This window comes from Streptomyces sp. NPDC104313 (assembly GCF_055583985.1).
In genome coordinates this window covers 61,151-84,318 of record NZ_JBVJMW010000023.1, presented here as the reverse complement: position 1 = coordinate 84,318, position 23,168 = coordinate 61,151, and the positions used below count along the sequence as shown (strand labels likewise).

15 protein-coding genes, 2 tRNA genes, 1 pseudogene and 1 riboswitch are annotated in these 23,168 nt (G+C 73.0%); of the genes and pseudogenes, 8 read left to right on the top strand and 10 right to left on the bottom strand.

Annotated elements, in window-relative coordinates; translation table 11 throughout:
* Window positions 1–373 precede the first annotated feature (373 nt).
* Window positions 374–931, bottom strand: coding sequence for a MarR family winged helix-turn-helix transcriptional regulator (locus tag ACZ60Q_RS34065; RefSeq protein ID WP_469641431.1), 558 nt, complete (start codon window positions 929–931; stop codon window positions 374–376).
* A gap of 165 nt (window positions 932–1,096) precedes the next feature.
* Between ACZ60Q_RS34065 and ACZ60Q_RS34060 the strand changes: the two genes are divergently transcribed.
* A complete protein-coding gene (locus tag ACZ60Q_RS34060; RefSeq protein ID WP_469641436.1) occupies window positions 1,097–2,443 on the top strand; it encodes an MFS transporter in 1,347 nt (448 codons plus the stop codon).
* Window positions 2,444–2,493: 50 nt separating this feature from the next.
* Here the strand turns inward: ACZ60Q_RS34060 and ACZ60Q_RS34055 are convergent, their stop codons facing one another.
* Both ACZ60Q_RS34055 and ACZ60Q_RS34050 read right to left on the bottom strand, forming a co-directional pair.
* The gene (locus ACZ60Q_RS34055) at window positions 2,494–4,215 is read right to left on the bottom strand and encodes an ATP-binding SpoIIE family protein phosphatase (protein ID WP_469641430.1); all 1,722 of its coding nucleotides are present in this window, start codon (window positions 4,213–4,215) and stop codon (window positions 2,494–2,496) included.
* Window positions 4,216–4,549: 334 nt separating this feature from the next.
* Window positions 4,550–5,917: an NAD(P)/FAD-dependent oxidoreductase gene (locus tag ACZ60Q_RS34050; protein WP_469641435.1), complete on the bottom strand. Its 1,368-nt coding sequence runs from the start codon at window positions 5,915–5,917 to the stop codon at window positions 4,550–4,552.
* A gap of 424 nt (window positions 5,918–6,341) precedes the next feature.
* Here ACZ60Q_RS34050 and ACZ60Q_RS34045 point away from each other — a divergent pair, with 424 nt between their 5' ends.
* Together ACZ60Q_RS34045 and ACZ60Q_RS34040 are read left to right on the top strand one after the other, a co-directional pair.
* Window positions 6,342–7,286, top strand: a complete 945-nt coding sequence (locus ACZ60Q_RS34045) for a TetR/AcrR family transcriptional regulator (RefSeq protein WP_469641429.1) — start codon at window positions 6,342–6,344, stop codon at window positions 7,284–7,286.
* Window positions 7,287–7,689: 403 nt separating this feature from the next.
* A complete protein-coding gene (locus ACZ60Q_RS34040) occupies window positions 7,690–9,669 on the top strand; it encodes a sigma-70 family RNA polymerase sigma factor (protein WP_469641428.1) in 1,980 nt (659 codons plus the stop codon).
* 45 nt (window positions 9,670–9,714) lie between these two features.
* On the opposite strand, the gene ACZ60Q_RS34035 is transcribed toward ACZ60Q_RS34040, so the two are convergent.
* Window positions 9,715–11,826 carry an asparagine synthase-related protein gene (locus ACZ60Q_RS34035; protein ID WP_469641427.1) on the bottom strand — a complete coding sequence of 704 codons (2,112 nt, stop codon included), beginning with the start codon at window positions 11,824–11,826 and terminating at the stop codon, window positions 9,715–9,717.
* Between the two features lie 853 nt (window positions 11,827–12,679).
* Here ACZ60Q_RS34035 and ACZ60Q_RS34030 point away from each other — a divergent pair.
* The 4 genes from ACZ60Q_RS34030 (at window position 12,680) to ACZ60Q_RS34015 (ending at window position 18,248) form a co-directional block, all read left to right on the top strand.
* A complete protein-coding gene (locus tag ACZ60Q_RS34030; protein ID WP_469641426.1) occupies window positions 12,680–14,269 on the top strand; it encodes a sporulation protein in 1,590 nt (529 codons plus the stop codon).
* 173 nt (window positions 14,270–14,442) lie between these two features.
* Complete coding sequence (gene lhgO, locus ACZ60Q_RS34025; protein ID WP_469641425.1) at window positions 14,443–15,699, top strand: L-2-hydroxyglutarate oxidase; 1,257 nt, start codon at window positions 14,443–14,445, stop codon at window positions 15,697–15,699.
* Window positions 15,692–16,630 (top strand): tRNA (guanosine(46)-N7)-methyltransferase TrmB, encoded by a 939-nt coding sequence (gene trmB / locus ACZ60Q_RS34020; RefSeq protein ID WP_469641424.1) that lies wholly within the window; start codon window positions 15,692–15,694, stop codon window positions 16,628–16,630. The genes lhgO and trmB overlap by 8 nt, the downstream gene beginning before the upstream one ends.
* Window positions 16,631–16,730: 100 nt before the next feature.
* Window positions 16,731–18,248: a PrsW family intramembrane metalloprotease gene (locus ACZ60Q_RS34015; protein ID WP_469641423.1), complete on the top strand. Its 1,518-nt coding sequence runs from the start codon at window positions 16,731–16,733 to the stop codon at window positions 18,246–18,248.
* Between the two features lie 227 nt (window positions 18,249–18,475).
* On the opposite strand, the gene ACZ60Q_RS34010 is transcribed toward ACZ60Q_RS34015, so the two are convergent.
* From ACZ60Q_RS34010 to ACZ60Q_RS33995, 4 genes are all read right to left on the bottom strand, one after another.
* Window positions 18,476–19,507 carry a M23 family metallopeptidase gene (locus ACZ60Q_RS34010; protein ID WP_469641422.1) on the bottom strand — a complete coding sequence of 344 codons (1,032 nt, stop codon included), beginning with the start codon at window positions 19,505–19,507 and terminating at the stop codon, window positions 18,476–18,478.
* A gap of 11 nt (window positions 19,508–19,518) precedes the next feature.
* Window positions 19,519–19,671: riboswitch (cyclic di-AMP (ydaO/yuaA leader) on the bottom strand.
* Between the two features lie 262 nt (window positions 19,672–19,933).
* Entirely contained in the window at window positions 19,934–21,166 is a 1,233-nt protein-coding gene (locus tag ACZ60Q_RS34005; protein ID WP_469641434.1) for a PP2C family protein-serine/threonine phosphatase, read from the bottom strand.
* Window positions 21,167–21,308: 142 nt separating this feature from the next.
* Window positions 21,309–22,055 carry a MerR family transcriptional regulator gene (locus ACZ60Q_RS34000; RefSeq protein ID WP_469641421.1) on the bottom strand — a complete coding sequence of 249 codons (747 nt, stop codon included), beginning with the start codon at window positions 22,053–22,055 and terminating at the stop codon, window positions 21,309–21,311.
* Between the two features lie 108 nt (window positions 22,056–22,163).
* Window positions 22,164–22,237 (bottom strand) — tRNA-Met (locus tag ACZ60Q_RS33995).
* A gap of 44 nt (window positions 22,238–22,281) precedes the next feature.
* Between ACZ60Q_RS33995 and ACZ60Q_RS33990 the strand changes: the two genes are divergently transcribed.
* Window positions 22,282–22,578, top strand: coding sequence for a hypothetical protein (locus ACZ60Q_RS33990; RefSeq protein ID WP_469641420.1), 297 nt, complete (start codon window positions 22,282–22,284; stop codon window positions 22,576–22,578).
* A 4-nt stretch (window positions 22,579–22,582) separates the two neighbouring features.
* Here ACZ60Q_RS33990 and ACZ60Q_RS33985 read toward each other — a convergent pair.
* Both ACZ60Q_RS33985 and ACZ60Q_RS33980 read right to left on the bottom strand, forming a co-directional pair.
* Window positions 22,583–22,656, bottom strand: a tRNA-Lys gene (locus ACZ60Q_RS33985).
* 207 nt (window positions 22,657–22,863) lie between these two features.
* Window positions 22,864–23,168, bottom strand: a pseudogene (locus tag ACZ60Q_RS33980) (DEAD/DEAH box helicase); the annotation flags it as partial.

Sequence of the window (23,168 nt, the reverse complement as noted above, 5' to 3'; positions counted from 1 at the left end):
AAGCGGGCCCCGCATTTCGCTTCCAGGTCCTTCGCTTTCGCGTTTTCCCTTTCCGGCGAGTCCGACTCTACCAGATCCTTTCGGGCCTGATTCCCAGTCAGCGGGAGTTGCCTTCCCGGCTGTTGGGCCGTTCCGACGCCCAAACTCTAGCGGATTCTCCCGGCGGCTCATAATCGGGCCTTCGCAATGAATTCCGGCATGCCGAAATCATCCCGAGTGGGAGATCGTGCTGAAGTTTGGTTGCCGCTTTCGCGGCGGGATCGGCTGCCGCGGAACCGTTCCGGCTCCGTGACAACTCGGAGAACTTTACGGATCCACCGGGGGTGTGTCAACCCACCCCCGGTGGCCTCCGCAGGGCCTCCGCCCTGGCCGTTCAGTCCAGGTCGGTGAGCCGGCCGCCGGCGTCCGGCTGGGCATGTTCCACGCGGCGCAGGAGGCGAACCAGCAGCTCGCCGAGGACGCCGCGCTCGTTGCCGGAGAAGTCCTGGAGGAGGTCCTCCTCGAAGTCGCTCGCCATACGCATCGCCTCGAGCCACTTCGTGCGGCCCTCATCGGTGAGCTCGACGATGACACGGACCCGGTTGTTCTCGTCGCGGTCACGGGTGACCAGGCCCTCGCCGGCCATCCGGTCGATGCGATGGGTCATGGCGGCCGGGGTGAGGCCAAGGCGCTTCGCCAGTTCGCCAGGGCCCAGACGGTAGGGAGCGCCCGCCAGAACCAGGGTCTTGAGGACCTCCCACTCGGCGTTGCTGATGCCGAGTGCGGCGAGTTGTCTCCCGTACGCGACGTTCATCCGGCGGTTCAAACGGCCCAGGGCGGAGACGACCTGCTCGACCTGTGGGTCGAGGTCGCCGAACTCGCGCTGGTAGGCCGCGATCTGCTCGTCGAGGCTCGGCTCCTGGGGGCCGGGCTCCTCGGTGCTCTCAGACATGGCGGGCAGTATGACACGCCCATACCCCCTGAAGTCCTTGAGTCTGTAGTTTTCACCTTCTAACTTTAGTGCTAAAGTCTTCGAGGTTGATTTCTTTCTGTCAGGTCTCGACGCTCCGCGATCGAGACCTTCGAGTTCCTGAGGTAGGTGAGTGTGACCAGGGAGATGGGCGCAGCACTGCGGCGGATCCAGCTGGGCAGCGCGCTGAGCGCGTTCGGGCTCGGGTTCACCGTCCCGTATCTGTACGTCTACGTGGCGCAGGTACGGGATCTGGGCGCCGGGACGGCGGGAGTCGTCCTGGCCGCCTTCGCGATGGCAGCGCTGGCCGTTCTGCCGTTCACCGGGCGGGCCATCGACCGGCGGGGCCCCTTGCCCGTGCTGGTGGTGGCCTCCGTTCTGGCGTCCGTGGGCGCGGCGGCCCTGGGGTTCGCGAGCAGTGTTCCGGCCGCTGTGCTGTCAGCGGCGGTCCTGGGCGCCGGCACCGCCGTCATGCAGCCGGCCCTCGCCACGATGCTCGTGTGGTGTTCGAGCGCAGCGACCCGCACGCGGGCCTTCGCCACTCAGTTCTTCCTGCAGAACCTGGGGCTCGGCCTCGGCGGGCTTGTCGGCGGGCAGCTGGTGGACGTGAGCCGTCCGGCGAGCTTCACGATGCTCTTCCTGATCGAGGCCGTGATGTTCGTGGTGCTCGGCGTCGTGGTGACGACCGTGCGGATGCCCCGTCCGGCTTCGCTCGGCGGGACCCGCCCGGCGGACGGGTCCGCCGCGAAGGGCGGGATGCGGGCGCTGCTCTCGCACCGGGCCATGGTGCAGCTGTGCGTGCTGGGGTTCGTGCTGTTCTTCGCCTGCTACGGGCAGTTCGAGTCCGGCCTGGCCGCGTACGGCACGGAGGCCGCCGGGATCGATCCCTCCACCCTCGGTTTCGCGCTGGCCGCCAACACCGCGGTCATCGTCGTGGCGCAGTTCGTCGTGCTGCGGCTCGTGGAGCGGCGGCGGCGCAGCCGGGTCATCGCCGCGGTCGGCCTGATCTGGGCGTTCGCCTGGATCGTGGCGGGGTACGCGGGGCTCGGCCACGGCAGCCAGACCATGGCGACGGCCGCGTTCATCTCGACGTACGCGCTGTTCGGGCTGGGTGAGGCGATGCTGTCGCCGACCGTCGCCCCGCTGGTCGCGGATCTGGCACCGGAGTCGATGGTCGGGCAGTACAACTCGGCTTTCGCCCTGTGCAAGCAGCTCGCGCTCGCGGTCGGTCCGGCCGTCGGCGGGCCGATGGGGGCGTCGCTGCACGGCCCGTACATCGTGACCTTCGTGCTGTTCTCGCTGGGCATCACGGTGCTCGCCCTGCGGCTGGGGCGGCGGCTCACCCCCGTACAGGACCAGCCGTCGCTCGCCGGCGCCCCGTCGCTGGTGGTGGCGGTGTCACTGTCCGAGGGCAAGGACGGCGCGGAGACCACGACCACCGGGTCCGGCTCTCCCTCTGCCTCCACCACGGCTTCCGCCTCCGCCGGTCACTGAGCCCGCCACCTGAGCCGGTAGCTGAGCCCGTCACTGGGAGTGCGCCCTGCTCACCGCGGCAGGGCGAACTCGCACCAGACCGCCTTGCCGCCGCCCGGCGTGCGCCGGCTGCCCCACGAGGTGGCGATCGAGGCGATGATCGAAATGCCGCGCCCCGCCTCGTCCGCCGGTTCGGCCTGGCGGCGTCGCGGCAGATGATCGTCTCCGTCGGTGACCTCGATGATCAGCCGGCGGTCCGTACGGCGCAGTCCCAGGCGCATCGGCGGGGTGCCGTGCTGGAGGGAGTTCGCGACCAGTTCGCTGGTGGCGAGGACGCCCAGGTCCCGGAGCTCGACGGGGAAGCGCCAAGAGGTCAGGACCCCGGTGGCGAAGGCACGGGCGCGCGGGGCGGCCTCGATGCCGCCGAGGAGATCGAGCGCGGCGTTGTGGAACAGCTCCGCGTTCGTTCCCGTACGGGCGGGGTGCTGGACCACCAGGACCGCCACGTCGTCGTCATGTTCGGCGGTGACGCCGAGGGAGCGGATCAGCCGGTCGCAGACGACCTGCGGTGACCCCTTGGCGCCCGAGAGGGCGCGGGCGAGTGAGGCGACGCCCTCGTCGATGTCCTCGCTGCGCCGTTCGACCAGGCCGTCCGTATAGAGGACCGCGGTGGAGCCGGGCGGCAGCGCGATGGTGCCCGAGGTGTGGACCCAGCCGCCGGTGCCGAGCGGGGGGCCGGTGGGGTCGGCGGCCCGGTGGACGGTGCCGTCCTCGTCGCAGACGAGGATCGGGAGGTGTCCGGCGGAGGCGTAGACGAGCTGCCCCTCGTTCGGATCGTGGACGGCGTAGACGCAGGTCGCGATCTGGCTGGCGTCGATCTCGGCGGCGAGGACGTCCAGCAGCTGGATCACCTCGTGCGGCGGGAGGTCGAGCCGGGCGTAGGCGCGGACGGCGGTGCGGAGCTGGCCCATCACGGCGGCGGCCCGGACCCCTCGGCCCATCACGTCGCCGATGACCAAGGCGGTGCGGCCGGCGCCAAGGGTGATGACGTCGTACCAGTCGCCGCCCACGGCGGCGTCGGTTCCGCCGGGCTGGTAGGTGGCTGCGATGCGGAGGTCGTCGGGCTGTTCCAGCTCCTGCGGAAGCAGGGAGCGCTGGAGGGTGACGGCCGTTTCGCGGTGGCGGCGCTCGCTGGTGCGCAGGCGTTCGGCGGCCTCGGCGTGGTCGGTGACATCGGCGGCGTACACGAGGACGCCGCCTTCTCCCTTGCCGTCGGCCCCGCCGTCTCCCCTGTCCGCCTCGTCCTCCGTGTTGCCCCAGGCGGCGACGGGGGTGCAGGTCACGGTGTACGAACCGCCCTCGGCGGTCCTGCGGGACTTGACCGTACGGGCGGTGCCGCTGCGCAGCACCTGGTCGAGCAGCGGGACCACGCTGAGCTGGGCGAGCTCGGGCATCGCCTCGGCCGCGGGAACACCGCACGGGCGGGGGCCGAACGCGGCCTCGTACGCGTCGTTGACGTAGGCGATGCGGTGGTCCGGGCCGTGCAGCAGGGCGATGGGGGCGGGGAGCCGGCCGAGGATCTCGCGGGCGGAGAGGTCGTCGAGGGCGGGCCCGGGTCGGGCCTCCGTCGAGGCGGGGCCGGAAGGCGCCGGGGAGGCGTCGTCCGGCAGGGCGGGCGAGCCGTCCGCCCGGGCGTACTCGGCTCGGGCCGCCGGCACGGAACTGCGGTCGTCCCGCGCGGCGGCTCGGCGCCGCGTTCCGGGAAGGCGGGCGCTCCAACGCGTGAAGTTCACGGTATTTCTGGCCTCGTGTGTCGGTCTGGTCCGCTCGGGCGGGCTGCTTCTTCTACCGTGCTCGGGGCACCGGGGGCCGTACCCCCGGGAAGGCGCAGCCGGGCCTTGTCGTTCTGTTGGTGCGTCGCTGCTGGTCACTGTTGGTCACTGCCGACCGGGTCACTCTGTGCAGGTGTGGGCCCACCTATGGTCACACGTCCAGTGTGACCGACCGTACTGACAGTCGCCGCCCCGCCATCGTTGCGACCCTCGATCGGTCCGGTGCCAACCTCGGTCGGGTGTGCGGCCGGAGCCTTTCCCGGCTGTCCTGCCGGGGCCGCGCGGGGTCGTCCCGTCAGCTGTCCGTCCGGCGGTCGTCCGGCGGTTCTCCGGGGCCCTTCCGGCGACCGGGGCCAGGGAGCCCCGGGGTGCCGGAGCCGCCGCCCGCCGCGAGTTCGAACTCGGCACGGGGGTGCTCCAGCGAACCGAGGGAGACGATCTCGCGTTTGAAGAGTCCGGACAGGGTCCATTCGGCAAGGACGCGCGCCTTCCGGTTGAACGTCGGGACCCGGCTGAGGTGGTACGCACGGTGCATCAGCCAGGCGGGGTAGCCCTTGAACTTGCGGCCGTAGATGTGGGCGACGCCCTTGTGCAGGCCGAGGGAGGCGACCGAGCCGGCGTACGCGTGCCGGTACTCCTTGAGCGGCCGGCCGTCGACCGAGGCGAGGACGTTGTCGGCGAGTACCTTCGCCTGGCGCACCGCGTGCTGGGCGTTGGGGGCGGTCTCGCGGCCCGGTTCGGAGGCCGTCAGGTCGGGCACGGCCGCGGCGTCACCGGCGGCCCAGGCGTGCGGCATGTCCTCGACGCCGAGGGTGGCGGTACAGCGGAGCCGGCCGTGTTCGGTGAGGGGCAGGTCGGTGGCGGCCAGCAGCGGAGCCGGTTTGACGCCCGCGGTCCAGACGAGAGTGCGGGTGGGGAAGCGGGAGCCGTCGCTGAGGACGGCGACGCGGTCCACGCAGGTGTCGAGGCGGGTGTCGAGGCGTACGTCGATGTTCCGGCCGCGCAGCTCCCCGATGGCGTACCCGCCCATGACCTCGCCGACCTCGGGAAGGATGCGCCCGGAGGCCTCGACCAGGATCCATTTCAGGTCGGTCGGCTTGATGTTGTGGTAGTACCGCGCCGTGTAGCGGGCCATGTCCTCCAGTTCGGCCAGCGCCTCCACGCCCGCGTAGCCGCCGCCGACGAAGACGAAGGTGAGAGCGGCGTCGCGGATCGCGGGGTCGCGGGTGGCGGAGCCGATGTCCATCTGTTCGATGACGTGGTTGCGCAGCCCGATGGCCTCCTCGACGGTCCTGAACCCGATGCCGAACTCGGCGAGGCCGGGGACGGGCAGGGTGCGCGAGACGGACCCGGGGGCGATGACGATCTCGTCGTACGCGATCTCCAGTGCTCCGGTGCCGTCCTCACCGGTGGCGAGGGTGGTGACGGTCGCGGTCCGTTGGGCATGGTCGATGCGCCGGGCCTCGCCGGTGACGATCGTGCAGTCGTTCAGGACGCGGCGGAGCGGCACGACCACATGGCGCGGCGAGATCGAGCCGGCCGCCGCTTCGGGGAGGAAGGGCTGGTACGTCATGTACGGCTCGGGCGTGACGACCACGATCTCGGCGTCGCCGCTCTTCAGTCTCTGCTTCAACTTCCGTTGGAGACGCAGCGCTGTGTACATCCCGACGTAGCCGCCGCCGACGACGAGAATGCGCACACCTGGGCGTGTGCCGGGGGTCGTCCCCCGGGAATCTGGAGCCATCACCACCCCATGACGCAACGGAGTCAGTGGTTTGTCCACAGGCCCGGCAGATTGTGTGACTGGAGTTTCCACGACGGCACTTGGAGTGCGCGGGAGGTGAGGGGCGGTAGCCGCGCAGGTCAGGCGCTACGCACGGGGTAAGTGGAGGGGTGATGTTCCGGAGTCGAACGGATCTTGGTCCGATCGGGGGGCGTCCCATGCGGAACTACCCCCTTCTGAATTGACGTGGGCTCAACTATGTTCGTAACCCGTCGGGGTGTCGGGTGCGGATTTCGTTGTGCTCCGCTCCCCGGCTGAAACGGCGGGAAGTCTCCGGGGGGAGACGTCATAACCGGGGGAAGTTATGCATATTCAGGATAAGCATGGCCAGACTGCGCTCTCGCGCGCGTCCGAGGACCAAGGACGCCTCGGCGCCGTGGGGGCGCTCGGTGTCATGAGCTCGGCGGACGCCGTTCGTTCCGCGGCGGCGGTGAGTGCCGCGGCGATGGGTTCGGCCGCCGCCGGACACGCCCCGAACGGGGCGACGACGTCGGGAACGGCGGTGGTGGGAGCGGCGGGGACCTCGAGCGCGCCGCGCTCGGCTCCGCTGCGCGTCGACGCGCAGCGCAATCTGGAGCATGTGCTGCGGGCGGCTCGCGAGGTGTTCGGGGAGCTGGGTTACGGCGCTCCGATGGAGGACGTGGCGCGTCGCGCGCGCGTCGGCGTGGGCACCGTCTACCGGCGGTTCCCGAGCAAGGACGTGTTGGTGCGCCGGATAGCCGAGGAGGAGACCTCCCGGCTGACCGAGCAGGCGCGTACGGCGTTGGGGCAGGAGGAGAAGCCCTGGTCGGCGCTCTCCCGCTTCCTGCGTACGTCCGTGGCGTCGGGCGCGGGCAGGCTGCTGCCGCCGCACGTGCTGCGGGTCGGGGCCGACCGGGAGGAGCCGGGTGCGCCGGCGGCTTCCGGGGCGACGTCGGCTCCGGACGCGGTGGACGAGACCCGCGTTCCGCAGCAACGGCAGGGAGTGGGCCAGGACGACTTCCGCGTCGTCGGCCGGCGCTCCGGGGGTGCCGACGAGTTCGACGGCCTCGGTGAGGACACCGGCTCGGTCGAGCTGCTGGAGGTCGTGGGGCGGCTGGTGGACCGGGCGCGGGACTCCGGTGAGCTGCGCCGGGACGTGACGGTGGCCGATGTGCTGCTGGTCATCGCCACGGCGGCTCCTTCGCTGCCGGACGCCGCTCAGCAGGCCGCGGCCTCGGCCCGGTTGCTGGACATCCTGCTGGAGGGGCTGAGGTCGCGCCCGGAGTGACGTCCGGGTCCGCGGCCCCACTCGTCCCGCACCGGACGACCCGGCACCGGCCGTCCCGCACCGGCCGTCCGGTGCCAGGTCGTCCGGTGCCGGGCCGTCCGGTGCCGGGTCGTCCGGTCGCTCATCGGTCCGCGTCCGTCCGCCTCGCCCGCAGTGCCGACACGGACAGGCGCCCGGGCGGTGGCGGGCGGACCTGCGCGCACGGACGGTGAGGGCGGCTACTGAACGGGGTCCGGGGGACGAATCGGCGGAGAATCATTCCCCGAAAACAGGGCGTCTAGTACTCGCATTCGAAAGAACGCCCCGGATGAGTGGTTGGCGGGGCTGAGGGGCCAGCGCGATTGAGCCATGTGGCAGTCTTGGCCGGTATTCGGGTCCGAGGGTGTATACGGGGGCTTCCGCGATGAGCGGTAACGAGCAGCAGGAAGAGCCGCTCGGCGAGATCGCAGCGGCCGACAGGGACACGAAAGCGGACGGGCCGTCCGTCGGCCAGGTACCGGCCCAGGCCGCGCGCGGCGCGTCGGACGGCGCGGCCGAGGGCGGCACCGTACTGCCCGGCCCGTGGCCCTCCGTCGCCGAGGAGGACGCATCCGGCGCAGCCGGCGCGCACGCGGTTCCGCAGCAGCGCGCGGGCCGCAGCGGGGCCCCCGATCTCGGGCTGTCCGACGCCCGGTTGATCGAGGACATGCGCACCGGCGACGACCTGGCCTACGAGGAGTTGTTCCGGCGGCATTCGGGCGCTGTCCTGCGCTACGCCCGCAGCTGCTGCCGGGACGCGCACACCGCCGACGACCTGACGGCCGAGGTGTTCGCGCGCACGCTTCAGGCCGTACGGGGCGGAAAGGGGCCGACGGAAGCGGTCCGGGCCTATCTGATGACCGCGGTCCGCCATGTCGCCGCCGCCTGGACGAAGAGCGCGAAGCGCGAGCATCTGGTCGACGACTTCGCGGTGTTCGCCGCACAGGCCTCCCGGTCCTCCGAGCTCTCCGACGACGACACCCTCGACCTCGGCGCGGACGTGCTGGCGATGCACGAGGCCGAGCAGACGATGGCGATGCAGGCGTTCCGGAGCCTCCCGGAGCGCTGGCAGGCGGTCCTGTGGCACACCACGGTGGAGGAGGAGTCGCCGAGCGAGATCGCCCCGCTGTTCGGCCTCACCGCCAACGCCACCGCCGTCCTGGCCAGCCGCGCCCGCGAAGGGCTCAAGCAGGCCTATCTCCAGGCCCACGTCAGCCAGGCGCTCACGACCGGTGGGGACTGCGCGCAGTACGCCGACCGGCTCGGCGCCCACGCCCGGGGCGGTCTGCGGACCCGGGCCGAGCGCGGGCTGCGCAAGCACCTCGACGCATGCGCCAAGTGCCGGGTGGCCGCGGGCGAGCTGGACCATGTGAACGCCGGGATCCCGGCGCTGCTGCCCGTCGCGGTCATCGGATGGTTCGCCGCCGGGTATTCCCTCAAGGCCGCGGGCATCGTGGCCGGCGGCGCGGCCGGGGCCGCCGGAGCGGGAGCCGCCTCGGCGGCCACCGGGTCCGGTTCCGCCGGTGGGGCCGCCGGGGGAGCGGCGGCCTCCGAGGGCCTCGGAGCGCCCGCCAAGGCGGGGATCGCCGCCGCCGTGGTGGTGGCCGCCGCGGCAGGTCTGGTGTGGGCGCTCGTCGGCGACGACCGGCCGAAGCCGGAGCCCAAGCCGGCCGCGAAGCCTCCGGTCGTGGCGCCCGCCGTGCCCACGCCGCCTCCCCCGCCGACCCCGAAGCCGGCTCCGAAGCCTCCGGTCGCCCCCGCGCCGCCCGCGCCCCCGGCGCCGTCCCCGTCCGAGTCGGCCCCGAAGCCGACGCCGAGCCCCACGCCCTCCCCCGAGCCGCCGCCGAAACCCGCACCCCCGGCGCCGAGCCCGCCGGCGTCCCCGAGGCCGACACCGCCGCCGAAGCCCACACCGCCCCCGCCGGCCCCGGAGGTGTACCAGGTCAGCGAGCTGGCGTACTCCGTTTTCGGCGACAGGAGCGAACCGGAGGTCGTGATGGGGGAGAGCAGCTGGATCTGGCAGCGTTCGAACGTGTCCATCGCCGCCACCCGTTACGCGCACGGGGTGACCGTGCACGCCCGCTCCTCGGTGACCATCCAGCTGAACCGGCAATGCACCAGCTACCGGGCGATGGTCGGGGTGGACGATCTGACCATGGGGCTCGGCGCGGTGCGCTTCTCCGTGTTCGACGGGGACGGGGCCCGACTGTGGCGCTCCCCGGTGATGAAGGGCGGCGATCCCGCCGTCCCGGTGAGCGTGAACATCGTCGGCCGGTCCTCGATCCGCCTCGTGGTGGAGCCGGAGACACCCTTCGGCGGGTTGGCTCTGGCCGACTGGGCGGAGTCCCGGATCAGCTGCTCCTGAGCTGTACGCACTCCTTGGCCGGACTTTTCCGGCGTCGCTTCCCGGTCAGGACTGGAGCGTGCGCCGGGCGGGGATCACACCACCCGCGACCGCACGCCGGCGCGGAGCGGCCGTACCCGTCCAGCAGGTGCCGCGTCGGGCCAGCAGGCGGCGCAGCCACAGTTCGGTGGAGGCCAGGTCCGCCAGGCCGTCCAGGGGCAGCGGCTCGCCCTCGGAGGCGGCCCGCAGGGCTTTACGGACCACCCGGGCCTCGACGAGGCCCGCGTCGGCCAGCAGGGGGGCGTCGAAGAGGGCCATCAGGTCGGGCAGCGCGATGCGCAGGCCGGTGCGGGTGACCGCGGTGGAGGTGGCCTGGGAGGGCGCGCCCCAGCCGGGCGGCAGATCGTGGATGCCCGCCCCGCCGAGCACCCGGCGCAGGATCGCGGCCCGTGCGCCGGGCTGGACGCGGAGGGACTCGGGCAGGGCGCGGGCCGCCCGGACGACCTGGTTGTCGAGGAACGGGGCGTGCAGGCGCTGGCTGCGGATCTCCGCGGCCTGTTCGAGGATCCGGTGGTCGGTGGCTCCCCGGGCGAGGGCGGCGCGGGCGCGGGCCTCCCCCGGACGCTGCACGGAGGCGGGCCGGATCGCCGCCTCCTGGAGACGAACCGATACTTCGGCCAGCGCCTCCCCCGTCAGCCAGCGCGCCGCGGGTCCCGGGCGCGACCAGGCGAGAGCGGCGAGCGAGGCGTCGGCGGGGGTGGCGAGGTCGGGGGCGTAACGGTTGGCGTCGGGGAGGAGCCCGGCGGCGGACTCCAGCCCGGTGCGGTACGACGTACGGGCCAGGCGACGGGCGGCGCGGTAGACCGTCAGCGGGACGAACAGGGAGTGCGCCGTGGGGCCTTCGGCCTTGGCCAGGGCGGCGACGGGGCGCAGGAGGTGGCGTCTGCGCCGGTCCATCAGGAGGTCGGCGAGGCGGGCCGGGTGGGCGTCCAGGACCTGCCGGGCCCCGTGCCCGACGAGGTGGTCGGCGCTGCCCGCGGAGAGCCGGCGGCGGTGGCGTTCGGCGAGGATGAGGGAGGGGGCCGGTTCGTCGGTGAGCGCGCCGGCCTCCAACGAGGTGTAGGGCAGGGCCTCTTCGCCCGCCGCGACGACCACGTGGTGCAGGCGCGGGTTGGCGGCGATGGCGCGGGCCCGCTCGAGCTCGTCCTCGTCCCCGCGGGTGGTGAGGTCGTTGAAGGTGACGGCGAGCAGCCGCTCCCCCGCGCCGGTGCCGTGGCCGAGGAGGGTGCCGGGGAGTCCGGGCAGTCCGGAGGCGAGCAGGGCGAGGGTGGCGGAGGCGCTGCCGCCGGAGAGGTCGGCGCCGATGCCCGCCACGGGGCCGCCCCGGGCCGCGCGCCGGTCGGCGGGGCCCATGCCGGGGACGGGCCCCGGGTCCGGCGGCTGGGCTTCCGGCGCGTGGCGCGGGGCCGTGAGCCGGGCTCGTACGGCCTCGACGAGCGCGTCCCGTACGCCCTCCACGGCGTGCACCGGGTCGGCCTGGGGTGCGGCGACGGCGAGCGAGGCGACGGCCTCGTATCCGGTGATCTCCCGCGAGCCCTCCCTCAGGATGAGCGCGTGGCCCGGCGGGACCCGCTTCACGCCCACGTAGGGCGTGCCGTCGCCGAGGGCCTCGGGTGTCTCCGGGCAGGCGAGCAGGGCGGCGAGGTGCCCGATGTCGAGCTGGGCCTCGATGAGGTCGGCGAGCGGCAGGGCGGCGGTGGCGAAGGCGGTGCCGTTGGCCCAGGGGGTGTGGAAGACGGGCCGGGCGCCGGCCAGGTCGCCCGCGACGGTGATGCGGCGGCCGATCTGCACGACGGCGGTGTAACTGCCGGGCCAGGCGGTGAGATGGCGCATCGCGCCGCCCCGTGCGGCGAGCAGCCCGACGCGCAGTTGCTCGTCGGTGGCGCCGCAGCAGCCGAGGACCGCGAGGCGGGCGGTGGGCGCCCCTTCGGGGGTCGCGACGCCGATGACGCGGATCTCGTCGGGCCGCCAGTCGCCGACCGCCCACAGCGGATCCGGGTCCCCCCACAGGAGTTGGGAGCCCACGGGGTGGACCGTGCGCCCCTCTCCGCCGTTTCCGACGGCGCCGACAGTGCCGAAGCTCGCGGCGATACTGCTCCATCCCACCAACCAACGCATCGCCGCCTCCACAGGCTGTGGACAAACGGCGCACTTGACGAGCGAAACGCCGCTGCGGGACATGCTGCCACGACAGGGCCGCACGGGAGGGTGTACGAGCAGCGCACGCCGGAAGAGCATGCGCCCCTGGCAAAGGCCCGATGGGGTCTTCACCGCGACGACAACAACGGAACTGCTGGTTCCGGCAGTTCCGGAGACAGGGCCGCCCGCTCTCCGCGCCGCCCCGGCCCACCCCCGGGGAAGGGGAGGGGCCGGGGCCGCCCGGAAACAGCGCCGATATCCGGCCATAGTCGGACCGTTGGCCAGACCCTCACCGGACCGTCGCTATTCGGCCATTCTCTCGAAGCGCCACCCTGCGCGCATGCCGTGCCGCGCCCCCTGGCGGACCCTCCTACGCACAGTCCGGGAGGTGGGCCTCACCTCCCGGACCGGTCCACCGCCCGCGGGGAATGGAGCGGCGGTTTCCCCCAGCCCACTGAGTCCAGTGCAGCGGGCCGACCCACGCAGATCCCAGACAAGCGTTGCGGCGATCGCCGGGCCAGAGCGCACGGCCGGGCGCACGGCCACACACCGGGAGCACGCCGCACCCCGGCCCGCGCGCCACCGCACGGGCCGCCCGGACCGCCCGCACGGACAACAATCCCGCCATCCGGACGTCTGCCCCTTAACGGTAGGGATAGGGGGAACTACGCTGTGTTGACTGGTGTTCTCAACAGGGGGGCATATTCCTCGGGGCTCGGCCACATGCGTGTGCAGGCGGAGTACGGAGGTTCGAACCTGGGGAGGCATCGGTACGAATGCCGCGCGCCGCCCCCGGTGACGCGGCGGCCGTCTGTGTGTCGAGGGGTGGCGCATGTCCAGGGAGCAACGCGGGCCGAACGAGAAGCTCGGCACGGTTCTCGCCCTCGCGGGAATCAGTAACGCCGGGCTCGCCCGGCGGGTCAACGACCTCGGAGCACAGCGCGGTCTGACACTTCGCTACGACAAGACCTCGGTGGCCCGGTGGGTCGCCAAGGGAATGGTGCCGCAGGGCGCGGCGCCGCATCTCATCGCGGCGGCGATCGGGGCCAAGCTCGGCCGGCCGGTCCCGCTGCACGAGATCGGACTCGCCGACGCGGACCCGGCCCCGGAGGTCGGCCTCGCCTTCCCCCGGGACGTGGGCGAGGCGGTACGGTCGGCGACCGAGCTGTACCGGCTGGACCTGGCCGGGCGGCGGGGCGGCGGCGGGATCTGGCAGTCCCTGGCGGGATCGTTCTCCGTGAGCGCCTACGCGACGCCCGCCTCCCGCTGGCTGATAACCCCCGCCGATCCGTCGGTGGCCCGGGACCCGACGGCGGCACGGGCCGCCGTCCTCGGGGCGCGCGGCGGCAGATCCGAGAGTCCCGGCGGGGCGGGCCCCCGTGGACCGGGGGCCGCACCGGACGCCCGGGGCGCACACATCCTCCACACCGGCGGATCCACGCCCGGCGCGGCGGGCTCCATCCCGCTCCAGCCCGGCCCGGAGGCCGTGGCGGACGCCTCACCGCTGCGGGTCGGGCACAGCGATGTGTCAAAACTGCGCGAGGCCGCGCAGGACGCCCGGCGCTGGGACTCCAAATACGGCGGCGGCGACTGGCGCTCCTCCATGGTTCCCGAGTGCTTACGCGTCGACGCCGCCCCCCTGCTCCTCGGCTCGTACACCGACGAGGTCGGGCGGGCCCTGTTCGGCGCGTCCGCCGAGCTGACCCGGCTGGCCGGCTGGATGGCCTTCGACACCGGCCAGCAGGAGGCCGCCCAGCGCTACTACATCCAGGCTCTGCGCCTGGCCCGGGCCGCCGCCGACGTCCCGCTCGGCGGCTATGTCCTCGCCTCGATGTCCCTCCAGGCGACCTACCGCGGCTTCGCCGACGAGGGGGTCGACCTCGCCCAGGCGGCCGTCGAGCGCAACCGCTCTCTCGCCACCGCCCGCACCATGAGCTTCTTCCGGCTGGTGGAGGCCCGTGCCCATGCGAAGGCCGGCGACGCACCGGCCGCGGGGGCCGCGCTCAAGGGCGCGGAGAGCTGGCTGGAGCGGTCCCGGGCGGGCGACTCCGACCCGCCCTGGCTCGGTTTCTACGGCTACGACCGGTTCGCCGCCGACGCCGCCGAGTGCTACCGCGACCTGAAGGCTCCCCGCCAGGTGCGGCGCTTCACCGAGCAGGCGCTGTCCCGGCCGACCGAGGAGTTCGTCCGCAGCCACGGACTGCGGCTCGTCGTGTCCGCCGTCGCCGAGCTGGAGTCGGGCAATCTGGACGCGGCCTGCGCGGCGGGCACCCGGGCGGTGGAGGTCGCCGGACGGATCTCCTCGGCCCGCACCACGGAGTATGTGCGCGATCTGCTCCACCGCCTGGAGCCGTACGGGGACGAGCCCCGCGTCGCGGAGCTGCGGGAAAGGGCCCGCCCGCTGTTGGTCACCCCGGGCTGAGCAGGGCCGAGCAGGGCCGAGCAGGGCCGAGCAGGGCCGAGCAGGGCGACGGAAGCCACCCGGCGGGACACGAGCCGGGCCCCGGCGGGCGGAGTGTGCGCCACGCTCTGCCCGGCTCGGGTTTGAGCCGGTTGTCAGTGGGTCAGTGCACTATCAGGGTGGGAGGTGGCGTGATGATGACGCGCGCGGCGTACGACTGCGATGTGCTGGTGATCGGCGGCGGGATCGTCGGTCTGTCGACCGCGTATGCGCTTCAACGATCCGCGCCGGGCACCCGGGTGACGGTCCTGGAGAAGGAGCGCGGCCCCGCCCGCCACCAGACCGGCCGCAACAGCGGTGTGATCCACAGCGGCATCTACTACCGCCCCGGCTCCCTCAAGGCCCGGTACGCGCTGCGCGGCTCCGCCGAGCTGACGGACTTCTGTGCCGAGCACTCCATCGCCCACGCCACCACCGGCAAGCTCATCGTCGCCACCGAGCGCTCCGAGCTGCCCCGGCTGCACGGCCTGGTGCAGCGGGGCCGCGAGCACGGACTGCCCGTGCGGGAGCTGGGCCCCGCCCAGATCGCGCAGTACGAGCCGGAGGTCCGGGGCCTCGCGGCGATCCGGGTCGCCACGACGGGCGTCTGCGACTTCACCGCCGTCGCCGGCCGCTTCGCCGCCGAGGTCACCGCCGCGGGCGGCATCGTGCGGTACGGCGCGGAGGTCACCGCGATAGACCGGCGCACCTGGGGCGTCGCGGTGCGCACGGCGGACGGCCTGGTCGTCCGGGCCAGGGTGCTGGTCAACTGCGCGGGCCTCCACTGCGACCGGGTGGCCCGTCTCGCCGGGGACGACCCGGGGGTGCGGATCGTGCCGTTCCGGGGCGAGTACTACACGCTGGCCCGCCCCGAGCTGGTGCGCGGCCTGGTCTACCCGGTGCCGGATCCGGCGTTCCCGTTCCTCGGCGTCCACCTCACCCGGGGCTTCGACGACTCCGTCCACGTCGGGCCGAACGCCGTCCCCGCCCTGGCCCGCGAGGGATACACCTGGCCGCAGGTCCGCCCCGCCGAACTGCTGTCCACGCTGAGCTGGCCGGGCACCTGGCACCTCGCCCGCAGGCACTGGCGGTACGGGGCGGGCGAGGTGCACCGCTCGCTGTCCCGGTCCGCCTTCACCCGGGCCGTCCAGCGGCTGCTGCCCGCCGTCACCGAGGACGACCTGCGCCCGTCGCCCGCCGGGGTCCGGGCCCAGGCGGTGCTGAAGGACGGCACGCCGGTCGACGACTTCCTGATCCGCGAGGCCCCGCACACCGTGCATGTGCTCAACGCCCCGTCACCGGCCGCGACGGCGTGCCTGCCCATCGGACGGGAGGTGGCGCGGCGCGCGCTGCGCCGGGCTCGGGAGACGGGATGGAGGCCGCCCGCCGTAGAATCCGGTCATTGTGTCTGAGCAGCCCCTGAACCCCACCCCCGCCGCAGCCCCCGACGACGGAGCGCCCGACACGGCGCCCGTCGGCCACACGCCGACCGGCCCCGCACCGACCGGCTCCACGGCGGTCGGCTCCACGGCGGCCGACACGGGTCCCGCCGACATCGCGGCGGCCGACGAAGCCGCCGCGCTGCGGGCCGCCTCCTTCGAGCGCGCGCGCCGGCTGCGCCAGGAGCCCCGCTTCCCCGGCGGCCCCGCCGCCGACCCCGCCGGCTCGCACCACGAGCGCCGGATCCGCAGCTTCCAGCCGCGCCGCAGCCGGGTCACGACCGGCCAGCAGGACGCCCTGGAGCGGCTGTGGCCGAAGTGGGGCCTGGATATCGACGGACAGCGCGTCCTGGACCTGGCCGATCTGTTCGACGGCCTGCCCGTCGTCCTGGAGATCGGCTTCGGCATGGGCGAGGCCACCGCGCAGATGGCGGCCGACGACCCGGGCACCGGCATCCTCGCGGTCGACGTCCACACCCCTGGCCAGGGCAATCTGCTGGGCCTCGCGGAGAAGGCAGGATCGACCAACGTACGGGTGGCCAACGGCGACGCGGTGATCCTGCTGCGCGAGATGCTGGCCCCCGAGTCGCTCGACGGCCTGCGGGTCTACTTCCCCGACCCCTGGCCCAAGGCCCGTCACCACAAGCGGCGCCTGATCCAGCCAGAGTTCCTGGACCTGGTGGCCCCGGCGCTGAAGCCCGGCGGAATCGTCCACTGCGCGACCGACTGGGAGCCGTACGCCGAGCAGATGCTGGAGGTGCTCACCGCGCACCCCCGCTTCGCGAACAGCGCGGCCGACGGCGGATACGCCCCGCGACCCGCGTTCCGGCCGCTCACCCGCTTCGAGGGCCAGGGCCTGGACAAGGGGCACGCCGTCCACGACCTGCTGTTCGCCCGCGTCTGACGCACCGCCCGCATCCGGTCCACCGCTCACAACGCCGTACGGCCATGTCCGGCCGGATGCGCCGTCGCAGGGTGTCGGTGCTCCTCGTTAGGGTCGAGAGGTGTCCGACCCCTCCGTGCAGCATCAGCAGGCGCGACCAGCCGTCCCGGTCCTCCATGAGCAGCGGCTCGACGAGGTCCTGGGCGCCGCGCCGGAGCCCGGTCGAGGGCGCTACCGGCCGCGCCGCGTCGGCATGGTGTGGCGCAGCAAGGTGTTCCGCGCCGGGGCCGTGATCGTGGCGCTCGTGCTGTGCGGGCTGGTGATCCTGGCCCTCGTCCGGGAGCAGACCGGCCCGGAGGGGTTCCTCGTCGGTCTCGGCCTGGCGGTGCTTCCGGTGCCGCTCCTGATGGCCGCCTTCCGCTGGCTGGACCGGGTCGAGCCGGGTCCCTGGCGGAATCTGCTGTTCTCCTTCGCCTGGGGCGCGTGCGCAGCCGCGCTCGTCGCGATCATCGCCAACTCGTTCGCGACGCGCTGGATAACCACCGCGACGGCCGACCCGGCGAGCGCCGACACCCTGGGGGCGACGGTGATCGCCCCCGTGGTCGAGGAGAGCGCGAAAGCGGCGGCAGTGCTGCTGATCTTCCTGTTCCGCAGACGGGAGTTCAGCGGGGTGGTGGACGGCATCGTCGTCGCCGGCTTCACCGCGACGGGCTTCGCGTTCACCGAGAACATCCTCTACCTGGGCAACGCCTTCGGCGAGGACCAGTTGCTGGGCAGCTCCGGGTTCGCCTCGGTGACGGCCGGGACGTTCTTCGTGCGGATCGTGATGTCGCCCTTCGCGCACCCCCTGTTCACGGTGCTCACGGGCCTCGGCTTCGGCTTCGCGGCCGTCAGTGCCCGCCGCCACCGGGTCCGCCGGATCGCCCTGCCGCTGCTGGGGCTGCTCCTGTCGATGGGTCTGCACGCCCTGTGGAACGGCTCGTCGGCCTTCGGCCCGTACGGCTTCTACGCGGTGTACGGCATCGTCATGGTCCCGGCGTTCGGCCTGGTGACCTGGCTGGCGATCTGGTGGCGCCAGCGGGAGCTGCGGACGCTCGCGGCCGAGCTGCCCGCCTATGCGGCGGCGGGCTGGCTCACCCCCGCCGAACCGGCGGCGCTCTCCTCCATGCGGGCCCGGGGCATGGCCCGCGACCTGGCCCGCCACTGGCAGCCGGACCGGACGCGGGGCCGGGCGGCGGCCCGCGCGGTCGCGGAGTACGAGTCGTTCGCGACCTCCCTGGCGGGTCTGCGCCGCCGCGCCCGCCACGGCGCGGTGGGCCCGGACTTCGGCGCGCGGGAACGGGAGTTGCTGCACCACCTCTGGCAGCGCCGGGAGGTCGCGGCCCCGGCCCTCGCGCACGCGGCCCGTCTGACGGCCCGCCCGGGCGCCCACCGCGGCCGCCCCGTACCGACGCCGTACGGGTACGGGTACGGGTACGGCCCTGGGCATCCGCCCGGATACGGGTACGGGCCCGGGTACGGGCCCGGACACGGATACGGACAGACGCACGGCCACCCGCCCGGATACGGCCCCGGCGCCTACCCGCCGCCCCCTCCGCACGGCAGCACGCCGCCTGACCACCGACGCCCTCCGAAGTAGCCATAGCCGTAGCCATAGCCGCAGAGTCGGCGGATGAGCGGCCGGGGGCGGCGTCCGGCTCCGTCAGGCCGACGCCTCGGTGAGCACCACGAGTTCGCCGCCGGTCGGCCGGGGGCCGACGACCGCGTCCCCGGGACGGACCGGCAGCCCTGACGTCGGGGGGTGTGCGTCAGGGCTGCCGGGGTTTCGGGGCGGCGACGAAGGAGGTCGGCCGCAGGACCTGGGGATCAGACGTTCAGGCCCTTGCTGCTCAGCCAGGCCATCGGGTCCATCGCGGAACCGCCCGCGGTGCGGACCTCCATGTGGAGGTGGACGCCGGTGACGTTGCCGCTGTCGCCCATGCGGCCGATGGTCTGCCCGGTGGTGACCTTCTGGCCGACGGAGACCTCGATCGAGGACTGGTGGGCGTACCAGATCTCCGTGCCGTCCTCGAGTTCGAGGACCGTGCGGTAGCCGTACGAACCGGAGTAGCCGGCCGACGTGATCGTGCCGCTGTGCACGGCCTTGAGCGGCGCACCGCCCGAGCCGGCGAAGTCGAGACCGGTGTGCTGGCCCGAGGACCAGAGCGCGCCGGACTGACCGTAGGTCGAGGTGATCGTGTACGAGAAGGTGGGGAGGGAGAAGCTGGCGGCGAGCTCGGCGAGCCGCTCGGCCTCCTTCTTCTTCTTCGCTTCCTTCTCCGCGGCCTTCTTCTTCGCGGCGGCATCGGCCTCGGCCTCGTCCTGCTGCTGCTTGGCCTCGGCGGCGGCGCTCTCGGCCGCCGCCTTCTCGGCGGCGGCCCTGGCCTCGGCGTCGGCGCTGGCCTGCTGCTGCTCGGCCTGCTGGAGGATCCGGGCGCGCAGCGCCTCGCCGGCGTCGGTGCCCTGCTCGGCCTCGGCGGTGGTGAGGCCGGCGGTGGTGAGCGGCGCGGACGCGGCGACCGGGGCGGGCTCCGCCTCGTCGGACATCAAAGACCCGACGCCGGGAAGGGACTTGGCGTCGGGGAGGTTGTCCGCGATGGAATCGGGAAGAGAGATGGAGACCGGCGCCTTGTCCTGCGCGGTGGCCATGCCGCCCGCACCGACGGCCGCTATGACACCGACCCCGAGGACGGTGGAGCTACGGGCCAGACCACGCTGCTTGGCCACACGGTGTTTGCCGCGCACGGGACGGATGGACTCCGCGGTGGGGTTCCATTCCTCCCAGGTGCGTTCCTCGCCACCGAAGGTGTCGGCACTGAAGGGTGACGGGGCCTCAGGGGCAGGCTTGTTGGACGCCACGTGGGCGCACTCCTTTCCTTCCTTCTCGCCTACCGGGTTAGCTGACGGGTTCGGAGCAGGAAGGTCTCCTACGGGCCCCTCCGTCTCTCACGAGACACAGGCGCCCGATTCACCCCATGTAGGTGGTTCCCCGGTTCCCTTGCGGAATTCGGCGCTCGCGCGCGGTGCCGTCTCTGACGACGGCTGTGCGACCGCGCTGCGTTATCGAACGTTAATAGACGGACGGGCCCGATTCCAAGCTGTTCCTGTTGATCATTAACGAACATCGTGGGGATGTACGGGTAACAAGCGGGCCGAATCGGACGACTTGACCGCACCTCAGCCGCACTACTTTTTCTGATGGTGTGTCAAATGTTATGCGGAGCGACGCCCTTCGACTACACAGCGTGTCATCGCCCGATGTCGCCGCCCCGCCGCCGCCCTGCGTCATCGCCCGGTGTCGCCGTCCCGGCCCACGATCTTCACCGTCGTCCGGCGCACGGGCTGCCCCTCCGCCGGCCGGCCGACCGCGATGAGCGCCATGTCGTCCGTGGTCCGCCCGCCGGTGTGCAGCCGTACGTCGTCCGTCAGCGCCGACAGCAGTTCCTCCGGGCCCGGGAAGATCCTGCCGAGCAGCCGGGCCGCCGGATCGTAGAAGACCCCGTTCGGGTCCCTGGCCTCGGACAGGCCGTCCGTGAAGGCGAGGAGCGTCGCCCCGGCGGGCATCGCCCACTCGTCGGACCGGTCCGGCCACACCTCCAGGTCCATCCCCAGCGGCAGCGCGGGCACCGAAGGCGCCAGCACTTCCAGGGCGCCGTCGACATGCAGCAGGATCGGCTCGGGGTGACCGCGGTTGACGAGGCGCAACGAGGCCGAACCGGGCGGGATCTCGGCCAGCACGGCAGTGATGAACCCCTCCATGGCGTCCAGCCCGTACCGCCGCGTCCCCTCCCGTGCCAACGCCCGCTCCAGCCGCTGGGCGACGCCCTCCAGCGAACGCTCCTGCTCGGCCGCCTCCCGGAACGCCCCGATGATCACCGCCACCGCCCCGACGGCGTCCAGCCCCTTGCCGCGTACGTCGCCGACGACCAGACGCACCCCGTACGGGGTGTCCGCGACGGCGAACAGGTCGCCGCCCACGAACTCGTCCGCCTGCGCCGCCTCGTACCGCGCGGCCACCTGGAGTCCGCCGATCCGCTCGGCCGGAGTCGGCAGCACGGCCCGCATGGCGGTCTCCGCGATGACCCGGGCCGAGGCCAGCTGCTCGTTGCCGCGCCGTACGACGCCGTTGATGACGAGGGCCAGCACCGAGGTCGTGAGCACGGTGATCATCTCGATGACCGGAACCACATGGGTGGGCGTCCCGTCGGCGAGCCGCATCGCGGTGACGGAGAGGACCGCGGCGATGCCGGTGCGCACCGTCTGGGACAGCGAGAAGAACGGGGCGGCGACCAGCGGGGCCGCGGCGAACAGGGGGACCGCGGTGAAGCTGGGCGGAGCCAGCAGGTCGAACACCAGCCCGCCGAGGATCAGCAGGGCGGGCAGCAGCCTGACGAACCGCCCGGTGCGCCGCCCGGTGCGCCGCCCGTCGGACGCCGGCCGGCCCTCCCGGGACCCGAACACCGCACGGCCCACGGCACCGATGGTCCCCGCCGTGCCTCTACGCCGCTCCTCGGCCATCCCCACCTGTGCACTCCTGCCCGGTCCACCCACGGCTGCGGACGGTACCGCGCCCCGCCCAGGCTTCCCGGAGCCGCGCCGAGCGGCTACTCCGCAACGGCCGAACAGGGGGAGGGCCGGACGGCGGTCCGGCCTTCCGTGGTCAGTCGGAGAGCCGGTGTTCCGCGTATACCGTCAGTGCGTCCCGTACGAAGGCGGCGGTGCCGTCCCCGTAGCGATCGTAGTTCTTTCCGAAGCGAGGATCGGCGACATACATCTCGCCGAGCCCGATCACGTACGAACGGCTGGGCTCCTCGGCCGAGGACAGCCACGCGCAGTGCCGCCGCGCGAGGTCCTGCGCCTCAGCCCCGTCGGCGGCGAACCCGGCCTCCTTGGCCCGGCCCCAGGCGCGCGCGATGGCCTCGTGCTCGTCCTGGAAGGCCTTCTTCCGCTCCGGCCCGAGCGAACGCCACCAGCGGTCGCCCTCCTCGTACGCGTCCCGGCCCCAGCGCTCGGTGACCTCCTGCTCGTGGGCCGTGTGGTCGAAGCCGTCGAACACTTCATCCGCCATGAGTTCCATCCCCTCCCGCGTCTTGTGGAGAGTGGTCCGCACCGAGGCGATCTGCCGCCCGATGCGCGCCTGCTCCTGTTCGAGCAGCCGCAGATGTGCTCGCAGCGCCACCGCCGTGTCCCGCTGCCCCGCGAGCACGTCCTTGATGGCGGGCAGCGAAAGGCCGAGCTCCCGCAGCAGCAGGATGCGCTGCAACCGGACGAGGGCGTCCTGGTCGTAGTAGCGGTAGCCGTTGCTCCCGATCCGGCTCGGCGCGAGGAGACCGAGGTCCCCGTAGTGCCGGAGCGTGCGGCTCGTGGTGCCGGCCTGTCGGGCGATTTCCTGAATGGACCACTCCATGCCGGAAACGCTAGATCTTTACGCTGCGTCAAGGTCAAGCCGGACCAGCACGGCACCGGAAAACGACTCGGTCCCGGCACGCTGTGCGTGCCGGGACCGGTCCTTCAGTAGCGGGGACAGGATTTGAACCTGCGACCTCTGGGTTATGAGCCCAGCGAGCTACCGAGCTGCTCCACCCCGCGTCGGTAAACACAACTCTACGGCATTCCCGGCGCGCCTTCGACCAATGGCGACGGAGCTCCCCCGGACCGGAGTCCGGGGCGCCGCCCTGGTCAACCTGGAGGGCGACAAGCCGGCCGTGGAGATCGCGCAACAGGGTCTGGTCCCCGGTCGGCCGCACGCGAAGGCCGACAGCCGCTACGCCGACACCATGGTCGTCCACGCCGCCCTCACGGGCAGCCCACCACCTGAGACCCGTCGGGTACGGAACACACTCAGGAGCCGTGCGCAGCGAAACGCCTCGGCCCGCAGAAGCGGGCCGAGGCGTTTCGCGCGGGCCGGAGGAGGTCCCCCCGCCCGGTGACCGGTAGGCCGTGTGGGACTCGAACCCACAACCAACGGATTAAAAGTCCGCTGCTCTGACCAATTGAGCTAACGGCCCTCGACGGGTCACCCCACGAGCATAGCCCGCCGGGTCTCGGCAGCCGATCCGGTATCGGTTTCGGGCCCGGCGAGCCCCGGCCGGGGCTCGCCGTACGCGGCCGGGAACAGCAACAGGGCCCGTACGCCACCGAGTCGGTTCGGTGGCGTACGGGCCCTGCCGGTCCATAAGGCGGACCTGCGCGGCCGGGTGCCGGCCGCGCGGGGGTCAGCCGTTGCGCTTCCAGCGCGGCTTGTCGTCGCGGCGGCCGAAGGAGCCGGTGTTGGTGCCGGTGTTGGCCCCGCGGTGCTCGTCACGACGGCCGGTGGGGCGGTCGCTGCCGCCGCCGGAGCGGAAGCCGCCCGAGGGGCGGTCGTCACGACGGTCACGGTTGAACGGGCGGTCGCTGCCGCCGGAGCGGAAGCCACCCGAGGGACGCTCGTCACGACGGTCACGGTTGAACGCCGGACGGTCGTTGTCCCGACGCTCGAACGAACGGCCACCACGGTCATCGCGACGGTCACCGCTGCCGC

Excerpts from the sequence above, each read along its gene's own strand:
- ACZ60Q_RS34065 (WP_469641431.1), bottom strand. The coding sequence starts at position 931 with ATGTCTGAGAGCACCGAGGAGCCCGGCCCCCAGGAGCCGAGCCTCGAC.
- ACZ60Q_RS34060 (WP_469641436.1), top strand. The coding sequence starts at position 1,097 with ATGGGCGCAGCACTGCGGCGGATCCAGCTGGGCAGCGCGCTGAGCGCG.
- ACZ60Q_RS34050 (WP_469641435.1), bottom strand. The coding sequence starts at position 5,917 with ATGTACACAGCGCTGCGTCTCCAACGGAAGTTGAAGCAGAGACTGAAG.
- ACZ60Q_RS34045 (WP_469641429.1), top strand. The coding sequence starts at position 6,342 with ATGCATATTCAGGATAAGCATGGCCAGACTGCGCTCTCGCGCGCGTCC.
- ACZ60Q_RS34040 (WP_469641428.1), top strand. The coding sequence starts at position 7,690 with ATGAGCGGTAACGAGCAGCAGGAAGAGCCGCTCGGCGAGATCGCAGCG.
- ACZ60Q_RS34035 (WP_469641427.1), bottom strand. The coding sequence starts at position 11,826 with ATGCGTTGGTTGGTGGGATGGAGCAGTATCGCCGCGAGCTTCGGCACT.
- ACZ60Q_RS34030 (WP_469641426.1), top strand. The coding sequence starts at position 12,680 with ATGTCCAGGGAGCAACGCGGGCCGAACGAGAAGCTCGGCACGGTTCTC.
- lhgO (WP_469641425.1), top strand. The coding sequence starts at position 14,443 with ATGATGACGCGCGCGGCGTACGACTGCGATGTGCTGGTGATCGGCGGC.
- ACZ60Q_RS34005 (WP_469641434.1), bottom strand. The coding sequence starts at position 21,166 with ATGGCCGAGGAGCGGCGTAGAGGCACGGCGGGGACCATCGGTGCCGTG.
- ACZ60Q_RS34000 (WP_469641421.1), bottom strand. The coding sequence starts at position 22,055 with ATGGAGTGGTCCATTCAGGAAATCGCCCGACAGGCCGGCACCACGAGC.
- ACZ60Q_RS33990 (WP_469641420.1), top strand. The coding sequence starts at position 22,282 with ATGGCGACGGAGCTCCCCCGGACCGGAGTCCGGGGCGCCGCCCTGGTC.